Source organism: Candidatus Erwinia haradaeae, assembly GCF_900698885.1.
Taxonomy (GTDB): domain Bacteria; phylum Pseudomonadota; class Gammaproteobacteria; order Enterobacterales; family Enterobacteriaceae; genus Erwinia_E; species Erwinia_E haradaeae_H.
On the sequence record NZ_LR217705.1, the window covers coordinates 792932 to 810786 of the forward strand.

Genomic DNA, 17855 nt, shown 5'->3' on the forward strand with positions numbered 1-17855 from the left:
AATCTGTATTTTATAAAATGATATAATCACATAACCAATGTATAAAAATTATTATTAACATAAAATGTTTAAATTATAGAGAAGTGTATTAATTATATATACCAAATATCATTATAGTATTCGCATATAATAAAACTCCAATACTAATAAAGCATATTATCTTAATGATTCCATAAGAATGAAAAATTAACATTATCTTTTAAAATACAATTTTCAGCCAAAATCTAAGGGGTTGAAAGATACCATCAATCATGATAGCTCATTATCTATAATTATCTTTGTAAATAAAATACAATTAAAGAGTGATGGCCTTTTAACTAAAAATATTTTAATAAAATTATCCAGAAAATGCTTCCTTCTGTATTAGAGCAAATAAAATATTAGAGAAAATAAAAACATTGACTGAGGAATAAGTATTTTTTAAATATTAAAGACTATCTACACACATCTATAATAAAGTATGGTTACATATAAAGCAGGATTAAATCTAAAAAATTATTATCAGCGCACCTGATCTCTTTGAATGTATTGTGTGTATTTTAAATACAATAAATAATGTATGACACAATGTGACTGAAAAATAAACCTAAAAAAATTTTTAAAGAGAATTATCCAGCATGTAAATGCTACATGCCATCTATAATTTTTATGGTCCTTTATAAAAAATTTACTGAGTTTTAGTTTTTTCATACAATCTGCTTTTAGATACAGAGATCTGGCTTACTCATTACTAGCGTAGCGTTTGTACCTCCAAAGCCAAAACTATTAGACATCACTGTATTCAGTGTTTGCTCTGAATACGAAGTGATAATGTTAAAACCCTTGGCTTCTGGATCTAATTTATCAATGTTAATGCTTGGAGCTATAAAACTATGTTCCATCATTAATAACGAATAAATTGCCTCTTGCACACCTGCTGCACCAAGTGAATGCCCAGTCATTGCCTTTGTTGCTGAGATTGCTGGCTGATAGTCAGAGAACACAGCACGAATAGCACCTAATTCTTTTAAATCACCAATTAATGTTGAAGTTCCATGCGTATTTAAGTAGTCAATAGGTCTATGAACACCTTTCATAGCCATTCGCATGCAACGCATAGCACCCTCCCCTGATGGAGCCACCATGTCCAAACCATCAGACGTCGCTCCATACCCTACGATTTCAGCATAAATATGTGCATTTCGAATTATAGCATGATTCAATTCCTCAACCACCACTATACCCCCGCCACCAGCAATAACAAAACCATCACGCCCTACATCATATGTACGTGATGCCTTTTCTGGTATATGATTATATTTAGTTGATAGCGCTCCCATCGCATCAAATTCACAAGACATTTCCCAACATAATTCTTCCCCGCCACCTGCAAAGACGATATCTTGCTTACCTAGCTGAATCTGCTCAAAAGCATGACCAATACAATGTGCAGATGTGGCACAAGCGGAGCTAATAGAATAATTTACACCGTAAATTTTAAATGGAGTTGCTAAGCATGCTGAAACACCTGAAGCCATTGCCTTTGTCACCATATATGGACCAACCCCCCTGAGGCCTTTAGCGCGCATGCCGTCCACACTAGCAACTTGATAAAATGGAGAGCCTCCGCCTGATCCAGCTACTAACCCAACACGTGCATTATTTTGATACTGCTCTTTAGTTAAACCAGAATCTTGAATTGCTTCCTGCATAGAGATAAAAGCATATACAGATGCATCACTCATAAATCGCAGCGTCTTTCGCTCAATACGTGATGCTATATCTTTTTTAGATAGTTTTATGCTCCCCCACACATGACTACGCATACCGGAATTTTTTAATTCTTGTGAGAAAGTAATTCCGGAGCGCCCTGCACGTAAAGATACTAAAACTTCCTCTTGATTGTTACCAATACTAGAAACAACTCCAAGACCAGTAATCACAGCCCGCTTCATTCTATACCTCTTTCGTCACTGTATTCTGTTAGAGTTTAAATGACACTTTCTCTTACTTTTGTACACTGAAAAAATCCAATCAGTATATGGTTCTACATGTCATGTACTTATACTATATAAAGTATGTTCAAGTATAAAATATAATACCTGCAATAAATACATATACATGATGATGTATTTGCTTTTAATGCCACTGCCAAAAAATTATTATTTTATATAATTTTACTTATATACTTTTAAAAATTATTGAGAAAGTTAACTTTTATGCGATTTTATTGATTATTTAATTATATACCATACCTAGATTCATGTTATAGTTATACTATAATAAGATGAATATCTTATTACATATAAATCATCATATATCATTTTTAATAAATTTATATAATCTATCTTTAAAAGCTCAGATATCTAAATTTATATTTAGATTTTAATTTTAATTTTAATTTTAATTATTTTAATACTATAATATAGTAATAAAAATATAGTTATAACCTGTCACTTATAATTGATTACGAAAATATATAATCTCACTAATTTTTGTCTATGTAATTTAATAAATTTAATATATATGTACTTTATAATATATGTACTTTATATATAATTAAATTTTGCATAAGTAAATTTTGCATCAGTTAAAAATAATTTATAATTAAAAAACACTGATTAAACATAATTATTAATTAATAAGCCTTTTTTTCTCTAGTATCTTCTATATATTTCATAATACCTCAAAGTGAAGGGGTATAATTTTAAAAATAAAACATCATAGATGATCTATGTAATAAGATTTTCTCTTTTTATTTTGATTTTTCTCTTTTTATTTTGATAATAAATCCAATACTACAATATTCTTTCTAATGGACATTAGAAATAGATCTATACCATCTATACCATCTATACTATCTATACCATCTATACCATCTATATCATCTATACCATAGTAATTTCATTACTATTATTTTATGCATTGATATATTTAATCGTCCTAAAATCTTTATCCTGAATCGTATTCATAAATAATATATTTATATGATTTATATCTACTAATCATTATCTATCTTAAAATACTATTTATATTCTGTACTGTATCAGCACACAAGATAAGAACATGATCCAGAAATAACCACAATATATAAGCAGATGATTACTAGATAACAAAATGCTTTATGCCATTCTTTCTTTATGTAAAATTTTTCAGATCACTTCATTCTTACTTATAGTTTTTATACTATCGATCTCTCTTTAAATAAATATTAAGCATGAATTATAGAGTAATTTTTTTAAAAATCTATACTCTTAACTAATTCTAGACAGATGACCGAATTTGCTACTTTTCAATAAAAATATAACTCTTTTATAATTTCTCATAATTATCAACAACATGCTGCGCTATGTAAAACTTAGCTATATATCTAATATATATTAATACTAACTTTTATATTTAACGCCGCAATATATTTTTAACATTAAAAATTGATCCTGGCAATCACCACATATGCATTTAACTAAGATCAAAATTATCAGTCAAGATTCATTGTAGGTTTTGCTAATCTTGCTTAGAGTAATAAAAAAATATAAGATTACCCCATGGAAAAAACAAAACATGGATTTGGTTTGACTAAATATAAATATTTTTAAAATTAAATCTAAATTAAGATATTTTCTATCATTAAAAGATATTATTTACATAATAATCTAATACTCAAAAGATAGTAATCACACTACAATAATTATATTTATTCAATACTATTTACTCAATATTACTAATTGTGATGCAAATCTCTTTATTCGAACAAGATTCTTTGCAGTAAATCAATACATTTATTGATACAATCTTCACTGAAGAAATAAGTCATCACAATACATATTTAATTGAAATGTATCAATAATAGTTTATTATGTATGTAACATGTTATATAAAATTTATAATGAATATCTTCCATATGATAAAAATCATTTAATGTTAATAGATTTATCTAAATTTAATCACACCAGACATATACTAAAGTTAGTAATTAGCTAGAATATAATTGAAATTTTCAATAATAATATATTTAATGCTTGTGAAATTACACAACCAATTACACAACTAATGAGTGCTTCTATAAATTTTGTGCTGTTTTTACATCAATATTAATTGCAAAATTAATATGCGATTATATTGCAATAAATTTTTATGATTTTTTAAAATATTTTCTTAAAAAGAAAATAAAATATATTAATTAATAATTATCACTAACCATACTAATCAAAAAAATTAGAATAATCAGTGACAAATATCTGTAAACTTGTCATACTTCTCTTTGAAGCTGACTAAACAGTCGCTGCCTGACTAATCTATTTTCAATCAGCATGGAAAATTCAGGGAGAGGAAAGTCCGGGCTCCATAGGGTGCGGTACCAGGTAACACCTGGGGGGCGTAAGCCAACGACTAGTGCAACAGAAAAAAAACCGCCGATGACCAATTAAAACAGGTTAGGTAAGGGTGAAATGGTGCGGTAAGAGCGCACCACGCAGCTGGTAACAGTTAGTGGTATGGTAAACTCTACCCGGAGAAAGGCCAAATAGGAGCTCATTAAGTGCGACCCGCACAGAGCTCGGGTGGGCTGCTTGAGCCAATAAGTGATTACTGGCCTAGATGAATGACTGTTCACGACAGAACCCGGCTTATCGGTCAGCTTCTTTGTAAGGTAAAGGTAAAGACAAATAAATTTTTAAGAGAAATTTTAAAAAATAATAAAAATTATTATAAAGTTATTATATAATTGTAAAATCCCTGCTAGGCACTAGTCTGAATAAGTACAGATTTATATTATCACCATCAATAAATAAAGATTTAAATTATATATATAATTATATGTATAATATTGTATAAATTTTTAATTATGTGTATTGTGATGTATATTTTGCAAATGAAGGCATAAATAATACTAAAAGTATTCCAATCATTATATGCATATATAAAATATGAAAGTATTAGTCCTAAAAAATAAAATTGAATAAGCATTATTAACTTTTAATTATATTTTAAAAATATCTTTCCAGTTATATAAATACCAGTCATAATATAATAAATCTGATAACAGAAATTTGATAATTATCAAATAATAAGTATATTTTGTTTTGCAGAATTACTAGAAATATTAAATATTAATTCACAAAGTGAACACTAAAATACTATTTCTATGTGATAGACTATCTACTTTAGATAGAATCAATCGTAATTAAAAAAATAACTCACTTAACGCACTAGCTCTAAAACATTGCAGCAGGGACAAAGAATGCATTATAAACACAGCTCTTCAATTTAACAATGCGCTTCAATTATTCCATGCAACAAAAAAACCTTTCGAATATAATAACCGAAACAGTGTAATCATGTGACCTCAACTTCAGTAATTTATTGTGATACCACAATAGTGAATCGCACTCCAGATCAATAGTCTACCTGAAGCTATAAAAATACCAAAAACACCAAAAAATTATTTATTATATTTATAATTGAGGTAAGAATGATTATTCAACCACGAATTCGTGGATTTATATGTGTAACATCTCACCCCGAAGGTTGCAAATACAATGTAAAGCAACAAATAAAATATGTTCTTTCTAAAGGCTCTATAAAACCAGGACCTAAAAAAGCATTAATTATTGGCGCTTCAACAGGGTATGGATTAGCCGCTCGGATTGTTTCCACTTTTGCCTGCTCAGCAAGCACATTGGGGATTTTTTTAGAACGCCCAGGCAAACAAAATAAATCAGGGAGCGCTGGTTGGTATAACACCGCTGCCTTTGAAGAATTAGCAAATAGGGAGGGGTTATACTCAAAAAGTATCAATGGTGATGCATTTTCAGATCTTATGAAAAAGAAAACTATTGAGGTCATTAAAAAAGATTTAGGACAAGTCGATCTAGTAATATACAGCCTAGCTAGTTCTCGCTGTGTACACTCAAAAACTGGTAAAACTCATTACTCCACATTAAAACCAATCGGTAAAATATTAAAAACAAGAGGATTAAACACTGATACAGAAACTGTTATTGATATCTCTTTAGATCCTGCTTCACAGGAAGAAATTGATAGCACCATAGCTGTCATGGGTGGAGAAAATTGGCAAATGTGGATTGAGGCATTGATAGAAGCAGATGCACTTGCAAAAGGTGCAAAAACTATCGCATTTACTTATTTAGGTGAAAAAATCACGAGAGATATCTACTGGAATGGATCAATTGGTGCAGCCAAAAAAGATCTAGATCAATATAGCACCAAGATTCGTCAGATGTTAGTAACGCATGGTAATGGTGATGCTCGCGTCGCAGCACTCAGAGCAGTAGTAACTCAAGCAAGTTCTGCGATTCCAGTTATGCCTCTTTATTTATCTCTACTCTTAAAATTAGCAAAAGAACAAGGCACACATGAAGGCTGCATCGAACAAATATATGGGTTATATCAAAACGGCTTATATAGTAATTTACCTAAATTAGATGCAATGGGACGCTTAAGAGTAGATGATACAGAAATTCATCCTGATATTCAAGAAAAAATTACTCAACTCTGGTTTACAGTGAACAATGAAAACTTGCACGTCATCACTGACCTGGTTGGGTATAAACATGAGTTTATGAGCCTATTTGGTTTTGGTTCTAAAAACATAAATTATAAAGAAATGATCAATCCCATGGTAAATATTAAAAACCTTATTCAGATATAGTTGACTAAGAAAATAAAAGAGTTATAATTATTATAAACATTATTTGATATCAATAAATCAACAAAGTACTAAAGTACTTAGTCAGGGTTAATTAAGTAAGTCTAAAATATAAAAAACATATTAATATAATCTTGTTGCATTATATTATAATTATTAATTATTATTATATGTAAATTATTTTGAATAAAATCTTTCTTTGGAGTATTTTTAATTTTAAAAAGTATTAATTTGCAGATATTTAATATTTTCTATTTTTATTTAAATAAAGGCAGTTCATGATTGAATCGTAATTCACTAATATTGTTTATATAATATGATATTTTTTGTAAAAAACAATTAAGTACAATTTTATTAGAATTAGCTCATAATTCTGTGCATATTAATCATTAATAAAAATTAATGTTAAATTTCTTTTCATAGATTATTTATCCCTCACCAAATAAAAGCATTTCTTTTGGGCCATTTTTATAAACTAGAGCATGACATGACTATTGAACGTACTTTATCGATTATAAAACCACATGCAGTAGCAAAAAAGATTATTGGTAAAATTTTTTATCGATTAGAATGCGCTAAACTAGCCATTATTGGTTGTAAAATGTTACAATTAACTCCATCTCAAGCGAAAGAATTTTATGTAGAACATCAAGAGAAAATTTTTTTCCAAAATCTTATTCAGTGTATGACCTTGGGGCCATCCATGATTTCTGTTCTTGAAGGGGAGAATGCTATTCAATCTTATCGTCAGTTAATGGGCGCAACAAACCCGATACATGCCCTTTCTGGAACCATACGAGCAGATTATGCAGATAGCTTGACAGAGAATGCGATTCATGGTTCTGATTCATCCACATCTGCAACACGTGAAATTAATTTCTTCTTTAGCTGTCATGATCTATTTTCAAAATCATGTCAATTATAAAATCATAAGAAACTAGAGAGTATTTAGTAAAAACATATAATGCTATCTACCCTAAAATTTTTCTGCAATTTTCAATATAAATGTTTTATTATAAGGCATAATGGCATGCCATAATATACCATATTAGCTCCACTGATCTTTTGACAACTCATGTCTATTAACTAAAATTCCTTAAAAGAAGTCTGGTATGATTTAATATTAAACAAGCTTATCTTATACTTATAAAAAACTGTAAAAACCAAACTACTTGAATTGCTCTACATAACTACTAGTATGTAATTTTTCAAACGTTTATTCAGTAGGTTTATTAACAATCTCCCATAATCTCATATAAATTATCAGAAAGAACCTCTGCAATCAATGAAATAACTTATCAATTCTGTATTCTATCATATTATGTCATATTATGTAGCGCACCGATCTAACTAATGCATAGAAGGTTAAACACTATTTATGAGCACGCTAATAGTCAACCCATTATCTACATTACCTATCAATCTGATACAAAAAAAGACAAAAATCAATCTATTAGACTTAAATCGTCAGCAAATACGTCAATTTTTTATTGGTATAAATGCACCACCATTCTATGCAGAGCAAATTATGAGATGGATTTATCGATACTATTGTTCTGATTTTTCTCAAATGACGGATATAAAAAAAATATTTCAAGCTAAACTCCAAACTATCGCTGAGATTCGAGCACCAGAAATAACAAAGGAGCAAAGGTCATCAGATGGCACAATTAAGTGGGCTATGCAGGTCGGTAATCAAAATATTGAAACCGTATACATTCCTGAAAAAGATCGCAGTACATTATGTATATCTTCACAAGTTGGATGCGCGCTAGCATGCACATTTTGTTCAACAGCACAACAAGGCTTTAACCGAAACTTATTAGTATCTGAAATTATCGGTCAAGTATGGCGAGCTGCGCAAAGACTAAGGATAGATACTATCAGTCGTCAACGTCCTTTTACCAATGTGGTTATGATGGGTATGGGCGAACCACTTTTAAATCTCACTAATGTTATATCAGCAATCGAGCTCATGTTAGATGACTTTGGTTTTTGTCTATCTAAAAGACGCGTGACTATCTCAACCTCAGGAATAACTCCAGCGATAGAAAAACTATGTAAAAAATTGGATGTTGCATTAGCAATTTCTCTACATGCAGCAGACAACAGGCTACGTAGTAAAATTATGCCTATTAATAAAGAATATAATATTGAGGATTTACTCACATCAGTGCGGCGTTACATTAGTAAATCTAAAGCTAACCAAGGAAAAGTAACCATTGAATATGTCATGCTAGATAAAATCAATGACAAAATAAATCATGCGTACAAATTAGCCACTCTTCTCAAGGATACTCCATGTAAAATTAATTTAATTCCATGGAATCCTTTTCCTGGAGCATCATACAGTCGTAGCTCAAATAGCTGTATTGATCGTTTTTCTAAGATTTTAATGGCGCATGGTTTTACCACTATTGTTAGAAAAACTCGCGGAGAAGACATTAATGCAGCTTGCGGGCAATTAACTGGGAATGTTTTAAACCGCACGAAACGTATATTACATAATAAGAATATAAAAGTTGATAAAATGATACGATAAATGCTAATATAACTCTCTTAAATAAAATATCCATCTTAAAGTAAGCTTAGAATATATAAATCTCATCTCTAAATTTTTCTAATAAAAAAACTTAAAATAAACACTTTATCTTTATATACAAATACCGCTCTCTTGAAAGATACCTATTGCTTAAATAGCGAATAACTTAAAGACTTTTTTAGAGCATCCAATTATAATTTGCCTAAAATACCTCACATTAAAAAGACAAAACGAATAAAAAAGTATTATTGTATAATCTACATTACCTCTGCATCTAAGTACGGTATAAAATTTATTCTTAATAATCTGATTTTACAAAAATTTAATAAAAAATTTTTCTGTAATACCATTTACTATTATCGTTATAGAACGTATATCACTCTAACTTAAGCGCACACTCACTACATATAAAAATATGTAACATCTATCTAAAACCTAACACTAATAAAAAGCACCTTTCTGTATCAAAAAAATACTATTCACTTAAATAATAAATAATTACTAACTCTACAAACACCTTAATAAATCTTATTAAAAATAAGTCACCCCAGTGAAACATGTATTTTTTATAACATGCAGACCTTTCAAAACAATTGCACACACTTGTTGGTTGTAAAAGAATAAAACATATTATACTCAAAGGTACAAAATACAGCCTTATCCAAATAATATATATTTATGCTAACCAAAAGTATCAAGTTAATTTAAAGAAAAATAATAAAGAATCCTGTATTATTTATGCATAAAATCTATAGCAATGTTAGTTTTTTATTTTAGTAAAAAAATCAAAAAATCACATATTATATTTAATATGCAAACTGACACAATTTTTTTATTATCAATATAATAGCAGAATATCTTGATTATGAATTCTGACAACACTCAAAATATATACAAAGTCGCTTTAACTAGAGAGAATCTATATAGTACCCGTAAAAACCTAAGATTTACCTCACAACATGTTACTGAATATCTTGACTTGAACATACCTGTCATTTAAGAAATCAAAGATAATAACATACCTGTTTCGCTAGCATTAACATTTCTTTGAGGTTATATGAAATTATATACTCACCTAGTCCGTGTCCCTAAAAAAATTAATATCTATAATAGATCCGAAATCTGCAATAAAAATTCACATATTTTAGTAATGAAAAACCACTCCTTAGATAGGATAAAAAAGAAAGAAATTATTAATAATTTGCACATGACTAACAGTGTGTTATGTTATCGTAACAATTTCGCACTTATTGGAAATAATAACACAAATTTTTAAAGATTATACACTCTTTAATAAAAGCTCAATATGCAGAAATTGCAGTCAATAATTATCAATGTTAAAAAAATATAGATGAACCCTCAGTAGATTAATCTAATCTCAAATGATATTATATGTAGATATAAAAATAAGTTTTAAAATTCTTATTCTCTGTTTTTAGAAAAAAAATAATTTTATTTATAGCATACTTCAATACTATATAAATTATAGAACATAATAATTGATTATTTATATGCTATATCATAAGTATTTATTTATATAGCACGACTAAACAGAAGTGGTAATTTTAATGGATAAGCTTTAGTTCTTTTAGAAAAGACAACTCGATTTTTATTAGTAATAGATCAAATTAAACTACGTCTAATCGATCTTTGTTATGATTATATGCAGATAAAACGCTTACTATCTGACAATATATATAACTATTAAATAAAAGAAAAATTTAGAATTTAGTAAAAATATACTCTGTATTTATATTAATCTTAGCTCCGGTTAATAACTATATATTAAATTTCCAGAAAGCATTAGCATGGAAGTTATTAACTATAGTGTATATACTATAGCTCATAAGATACCTATTTAATTTTTATTAAATTTACATATATCTTTCTCATGTGATAAGTAACTGTGGAAAAATCATGCCTCATGTCAAACACATTACACGTCGTAAGTCAACACGCATTTATGTTGGTAAAGTCCCTGTAGGTGACAATGCGCCAATTACTATTCAATCTATGACAAATACTTGCACAACTAACATTCCAGCAACTGTTAATCAAATCAAATCTCTAGAACGTATCGGTGTTGATATTGTGAGAATCTCAGCACCTACAATAGAGTCTGCAGAAGCTATTCGTTTAATAAAAAAACAAGTTAATGTTCCAATAGTCGCAGATATTCATTTTGACTATCGCATCGCTTTAAAAGTTGCTGAATATGGTGTAGATTGCCTACGTATTAATCCAGGTAATATTGGAAATCAATCACGTATTCGTTCTGTTGTTGAATGCGCTCGATATCATAATATTCCTATTAGAATCGGAATAAACAGTGGATCACTAGAAAAAAATCTACAACAAAAATACCAAGAACCAACTCCGCAAGTGTTACTAGAATCCGCTTTGCGTCAAATTGACTATCTAGATAAATTAAACTTCAATTCATTTAAAGTTAGTGTAAAATCATCTGATGTTTGTATTGCTATGGAGTCATATCGCCTCTTAGCGAAACAGATTCAGCAACCTCTTCACATAGGTATTACAGAATCAGGCGGCGCACGGGCTGGCGCAGTAAAATCAGCCATTGCGATTGGATCTCTTTTACTAGAAGGCATTGGAGATACACTACGTATCTCTCTAGCGGCTAATCCGCTAGAGGAAGTTAAAGTTGGCTTTGATATACTAAGATCTTTACGTATTCGCTCACGTGGTATTAATTTTATTGCATGTCCAACCTGTTCACGGCAAGAATTTGATGTAATTAGCATAGTTAATATCTTAGAAGAACGCTTGTCAGACATTATAACGCCGATGGATGTCGCTATTATAGGATGTATGGTAAATGGCCCTGGTGAAGCTAAACTCGCAACTATAGCGGTATCTGGTAGAAAAAAAAGTAGCAGCTTATATGAAGATGGTATTCAGTTAAATGAGCGTCTAGATAATCAGAGGATTGTGGACCAACTTGAGAAACATATTCGACGTAAATCGCATAAAATTAACACTGCTCGTAATATTGATATAAAGACAATCACTAATCCATAGAATTAAATAGTTTTTGTTTTTTTACTAAACATAAAAATAAAATAAAATAAAGAGAAAATAACTAAAAAAGTAAATAATAAAATAAAGGTGTATCTCTCATAGTAAACCCCAATTAGAAAAACTAATATAATGTAAAGTTTTTATTTCAAGAGAATATATGCAGTGACAAAAACAATACAAGCAATTCGCGGTATGAATGATTTGCTACCCAGCGACATCTCTCTCTATCAACATGTAGAAGAAGTTCTTACTAAGATACTTTTAAATTATGGATTTAGTGAAATTCGAACCCCAATTATCGAATGTACGTCTTTATTTAAGCGCGCGATTGGCGAAGATACTGACATTATTAATAAAGAAATGTACAGCTTTAATGATCGTCGCGGTGAGGGAATTACTTTACGCCCAGAAGGAACAGCTGGCTGTGTACGCGCAGGAATTGAAAATAGTCTTTTTTATAATCAAGAACAACGTCTATGGTATATAGGCCCTATGTTTCGTTATGAACGCCCACAAAAAGGTCGATACAGACAATTTTACCAAATCGGTTCTGAAGTATTTGGATTAAAAGGCCCGGATATTGACGCAGAACTCATCATAATGACCGCTCGATTTTGGCGATTTCTAGGTATAGATAATCATGTTCAATTAGAACTAAACTCTATAGGCTCCATAGAAACACGAAAAAGTTATCACCATACACTAGTAAATATGCTTGAAAAGAATATTAAAAAATTAGATAATGACTCAAAACGTCGTATACATTCTAATCCAATGCGAATACTCGACAGTAAAAACCCTTCTATACAAGCATTACTTGACAATATACCACCACTTATAGATTATCTAGATGATACATCACGTGAACATTTTACTGAACTATGTCGTTTATTAGATCTTGCCGGTATTTCTTATCATGTTAATCACCGTCTTGTGCGTGGGCTAGATTACTATAATAACACAGTTTTTGAATGGATTACCAATAGCCTTGGTTCTCAAGGTGCAATATGTTCTGGTGGACGATATGATTATCTAGTTAAATTATTGGGCGGACCTAACGTTCCAGCAGTTGGTTGTGCTATTGGACTAGAGAGGTTAATATTACTTGTTCGTTCAGTTTACCCCCTATTAAAAACAAAAAAAGTTGTTGATATCTACCTTATATCTTCAGGTCAAGGCACAAAAAATTCTATGTTAACTTTTTCCGAGTATCTCCGAAATCAACTACCGGAGTTTAAGATAATAAATCATTTTGGTGGCGGAAACTTTAGTGCACAATTTTCTAGAGCGAATAAATTAGCCGCACGTCTTGTTTTAGCTTTAGGTGAAAATGAAGTTGCACATCATACATGTATAATTAAAGACTTATATAATGGAATTCAAAAAACAATTTCTCAACATCATGCAGCTGATATACTTCGAGCACTGCTAACTGATACACTAAGAAAGAAACATAAAATTTAAGATCAATCTAGTTTAGAATAGAACATTACTGCGATCAACATAATAGAAAATAAAATTTTTATAAAATTAAACATTAAATTTTGTCATTTAACTGACAGTATATTGCATATATGATAAGACTCTCTAATCTAAACTTAAAAATATTTACATATTATAATATTTAGAGTATAATATAAAAATTTTATAAATAATACTTAAATAGTTAACTTATCTATTATAATAATATATTGATGCTTTAAATGGATTTAGTTTTTAAAAAATCATCATGACAGCTCAAAAACAATTATATTGTTATGCGTTACCAAATCATCGCATTATAAAATATAACCAATAAACGACAAGTTTATACTAAATAATGTTCCTAATAGTTTATCAAAAAATATTGATATTTGCAGAATACTTTTAATAGTCTTATATAACAGATAAGCCGTCTGTTAATAGCTAGTAAAATATATCAGATCGAGAGCTTCCATAATTTTTTTGCACTATATTCTTATTCATTTAAGTTATTTTTGGTATGCTGATGTAAAATTCTAGCTTATCTAAGTTTTTATGTATAATCTATTATTCCATTTTTTAGGTTTTTTGGTGAATAATTTCGTTAAGATAAAAGATCTTTACACACTACAATAATTTATCAAAAAAAAGATATTTATTAATATAAAATAAAATTTATTGAAACGCGCTAATCAATAATAGTCAATTCAATGACAAGAATGTAATTAATTTAATTTACAAAGTGTACTAGATATGATAGCCACAAGTAGCTTAATGAGCTATACACTTAACAGACATGAAAAATCAATAGATAAAAATAACGCACCTTCCATTATAAACTAAATAATTGTTATGCTTTAAAAATAATTAGTGACAAGAAATGCATATGTAATGATCTTGTGACTTAAATATGTGAAATACCCTTTATATATGTTATAATTAAAATTTAATTCTTAAAATACCTGACCTTAATTACAACACATGAACATATAATCACAACTAGACTCGTATATACATATAAATATGACTAAAGTGTAATAATAGTATATGTAAGAAAATTGTATATAAAGTTTAACGCATAAATTTTTATGTCAGATAAAACAGATAACAAGATCACAACTTACAGGATGACATCCTATGAGATATCATGAACAATATTCATATATCAATCAAAGAACATTATATTTAAACAACGCAGATAATTTTTATAATTCATTATAATATTATATTAAATTTTAATACATTAAATATTTGAAACTACTTAGCGAATTTATAAAAAAAATCACTAAAAATTTATAGACTCTCTCTGGTAATCAGAGCAGCATATAACATGCTCTACTAAGATATTAAAGATTAATCTATAATAGATTGAATTCTTTAACTTTAAGCATCACAAGATAAAGAGTCACGCCTTCTCGATATATAAGAAAATCATTAGTTCATTTGAAAATTACCTCATAGGAATAACTAAAACACAAAAAATAAGAATCTAAATTTATTTTTGAAAAAAATAAAAGAAATAGTACTTATCTATGAAAATAGTCAAGGTAAGTTATGATTTTATATATTAAATCTGAAGCAAAACTTGATGTGTAAATTAGCTAGTTATCGATCATACGAAAAATCCTTTAACATTCCGAGATTACATTACTAAAGGCAACTGACATATTGCATGTATTTTTCATTCTACTTTATCATGACTGATCAATCATACATAAAATTATCAGCCTTATAAGTTTTATATTTTTCTGTCAGTTAAAAGCAAAATATTGATGATTGCATAATAAACATTTTACTCATTCAAGTTTTGTATTTAATTTTAGAAAATATCAAAAACATATATGCATAAAAATACTATATTTTTCAAAATCTAAAAAAATAGACTAAATAACAGACTTATCATGTATTATGAATTTATATTTATAGCACAAGAGGAAAAATTGATGGCCGTACAAAAAAATAAACCTACACGTTCAAAAAGAGGCATGCGTCGTTCTCATGATACCTTAACTGAACCTCAACTTTCCGTCGATCAAATATCCAAGGAAACGCATCTTCGCCATCATATGACTTCTGATGGTTATTACTGCGGAAAAAAAATTATCTTTAAGTAATTCTAAATTCTTCAAGATATATTGAAAAATTTAACCTAAGGATCAATACCATGGGTAGAGATTATGGTCTCTGTATTACATTGTCATGATTAATAAACGCCCTAGCATTCAGTCTAAATTTATATATTCTTTTAGTGGGTGATTGCAATTCACGTCATCTATATTTTTATATAGATGCTATTTTATAAAACACCTAAAAATTGTTTCTAATTAATTAGGTGATCCACCAAACACTGACCCTATATAAAATTACTGAAATATATGAACATCATTCTATACGACTAACGTGAGAACGGATTAAAAAAGGAAAATCATCCGCATATTTAAGTACTGGTAATACTAATAAAAGAGCTAAATTAGTAAACTTACTATTAATATAGTTTAACATTATTTATCAATCACAGTTAATGACTATTATGCTACACAAAAAAAAGAAAAAACTATACTCCTAACTATAGAAATTCTGTTTATTAAGAAAATATTTTTTAATACATATATCATTATAGATTTATTAGTAGTGAAAGAGACTCTCACTATTAATAGTCGTTATGTAAGCCTGATAAAATATTGACACAAAAACATAAAAAATAACAATCTATTTAGAATACGTCATTGATATTACTCAAAGATTATAATACTTAAAAATCTACAGAAATTTATTTTTATTAGATTTATATAGGATACTGATCTCTTCACTGATAAAATAAATGTGCGCATGTGTAATGATTTTACACAATCACTTATCATAAAAACTATAAAAACATTACCGGAGGATGTCTCTATTTAAATTAAAAATACTAAATATGGCGCAAAAACGCTATATCAGTTCTTACTAAAAAAGTTGTATAATATATATTGAGTAATATAATTCAGACATGCAAATCCTAATTATTGTAATAGTGTCTGTTTTTTAGGTTTTAAAATGCAATAACAAAAAACCAATAGTTGCAAAAAAATTAAAATACATTGATCTCAGCTATTTAGAATAAATAGCAAATTATGCAGAAAAAACCTTTAAAAAAATATTTTATACACATCTACAAGCTATCTCATTACCAAAGAGCGACTAAAGTGCATGTATACAAAGATTATTGGTACAGGTAGCTATTTACCCCAGCAAATACGAACGAATGCTGATCTGGAGAAAATGGTAGACACGTCAGACGAATGGATTAGGTCTCGCACCGGTATTTGTGAGAGGCGCATTGCGCACCCGAAAGAAAATGTAGCGACAATGGGTTTTCAGGCAGCACTCAACGCTTTAGAAATGTCTGGTATTAAAAAAACTGATATTAATCTAATTATAGTGGCTACTACATCTTCCAGCCATGCTTTTCCAAGTTCAGCCTGCATGATTCAAAAAATGCTAGAAATTAATGATGCAACATCTTTTGATCTATCTGCAGCTTGCTCTGGGTTTACTTATGCATTAAGTGTAGCAGATCAGTATATTAGGAGCCATTCCATAAAATATGCATTAGTAATTGGATCTGACGTTTTATCCCGTATGCTAGATCCTCATGATCGTGGAACATTGATTTTATTTGGAGATGGTGCTGGTGCAGTGGTTCTGGGCGCAAGCAAAGAAGAAGGAATTATTTCAACACATCTTCACGCGGATGGACAATATGGCCCTTTATTAACTTTACTCCACCAGGATCATGAAAAGTTACAGCGTCCTTCTTATATTAATATGGCTGGACATGAGGTTTTTAAAATAGCTGTAACTAAGTTAGCACATATCGTTGAGGAAACCCTAGAAGTAAACAATCTTGTCTGTTCTGATATAGACTGGCTAGTTCCACATCAAGCAAACCTGCGCATTATTAATGCTACTGCTCGAAAATTAGGCTTAGATATGGCTAAAATTATTATTACTCTTTACCGTCATGGTAACACTTCTGCAGCCTCTGTGCCGTCAGCTCTTGATACAGCAGTTCGTGATAACCGTATTCAGCGCGGTCAATTACTGCTTCTTGAAGCCTTTGGAAGTGGGTTTACTTGGGGTTCAGCTTTAGTGCGTTTCTAGTTATCAAAATATTAATGATAG

The 17855-nt window shown here is 29.3% G+C and carries 8 protein-coding genes and 1 other RNA gene; 8 read left to right on the forward strand and 1 reads right to left on the reverse strand.

The window, feature by feature from the left end:
- Nucleotides 1-701: 701 nt before the first annotated feature.
- Entirely contained in the window at nucleotides 702-1934 is a 1233-nt protein-coding gene (gene fabB, locus ERCISPPS3390_RS02445) for a beta-ketoacyl-ACP synthase I (protein WP_197095242.1), read from the reverse strand.
- A 2308-nt stretch (nucleotides 1935-4242) separates the two neighbouring features.
- Between fabB and rnpB the strand changes: the two genes are divergently transcribed.
- From rnpB to ERCISPPS3390_RS02485, 8 genes are all read left to right on the forward strand, one after another.
- An RNA gene (gene rnpB / locus ERCISPPS3390_RS02450) (RNase P RNA component class A) lies at nucleotides 4243-4623 on the forward strand.
- 826 nt (nucleotides 4624-5449) lie between these two features.
- A complete protein-coding gene (gene fabV / locus ERCISPPS3390_RS02455; RefSeq protein ID WP_197095243.1) occupies nucleotides 5450-6649 on the forward strand; it encodes an enoyl-ACP reductase FabV in 1200 nt (399 codons plus the stop codon).
- 484 nt (nucleotides 6650-7133) lie between these two features.
- The gene (gene ndk / locus ERCISPPS3390_RS02460; RefSeq protein WP_197095244.1) at nucleotides 7134-7571 is read left to right on the forward strand and encodes a nucleoside-diphosphate kinase; all 438 of its coding nucleotides are present in this window, start codon (nucleotides 7134-7136) and stop codon (nucleotides 7569-7571) included.
- A gap of 453 nt (nucleotides 7572-8024) precedes the next feature.
- Complete coding sequence (gene rlmN, locus ERCISPPS3390_RS02465) at nucleotides 8025-9188, forward strand: dual-specificity RNA methyltransferase RlmN (RefSeq protein ID WP_197095245.1); 1164 nt, start codon at nucleotides 8025-8027, stop codon at nucleotides 9186-9188.
- 1917 nt (nucleotides 9189-11105) lie between these two features.
- Complete coding sequence (ispG, locus tag ERCISPPS3390_RS02470) at nucleotides 11106-12230, forward strand: flavodoxin-dependent (E)-4-hydroxy-3-methylbut-2-enyl-diphosphate synthase (RefSeq protein WP_197095246.1); 1125 nt, start codon at nucleotides 11106-11108, stop codon at nucleotides 12228-12230.
- A 162-nt stretch (nucleotides 12231-12392) separates the two neighbouring features.
- Complete coding sequence (hisS, locus tag ERCISPPS3390_RS02475) at nucleotides 12393-13694, forward strand: histidine--tRNA ligase (protein WP_197095247.1); 1302 nt, start codon at nucleotides 12393-12395, stop codon at nucleotides 13692-13694.
- Nucleotides 13695-15634: 1940 nt separating this feature from the next.
- A complete protein-coding gene (rpmF, locus tag ERCISPPS3390_RS02480; RefSeq protein WP_197095248.1) occupies nucleotides 15635-15805 on the forward strand; it encodes a 50S ribosomal protein L32 in 171 nt (56 codons plus the stop codon).
- 1075 nt (nucleotides 15806-16880) lie between these two features.
- The gene (locus tag ERCISPPS3390_RS02485) at nucleotides 16881-17834 is read left to right on the forward strand and encodes a beta-ketoacyl-ACP synthase III (protein WP_197095249.1); all 954 of its coding nucleotides are present in this window, start codon (nucleotides 16881-16883) and stop codon (nucleotides 17832-17834) included.
- Nucleotides 17835-17855: the final 21 nt, after the last annotated feature.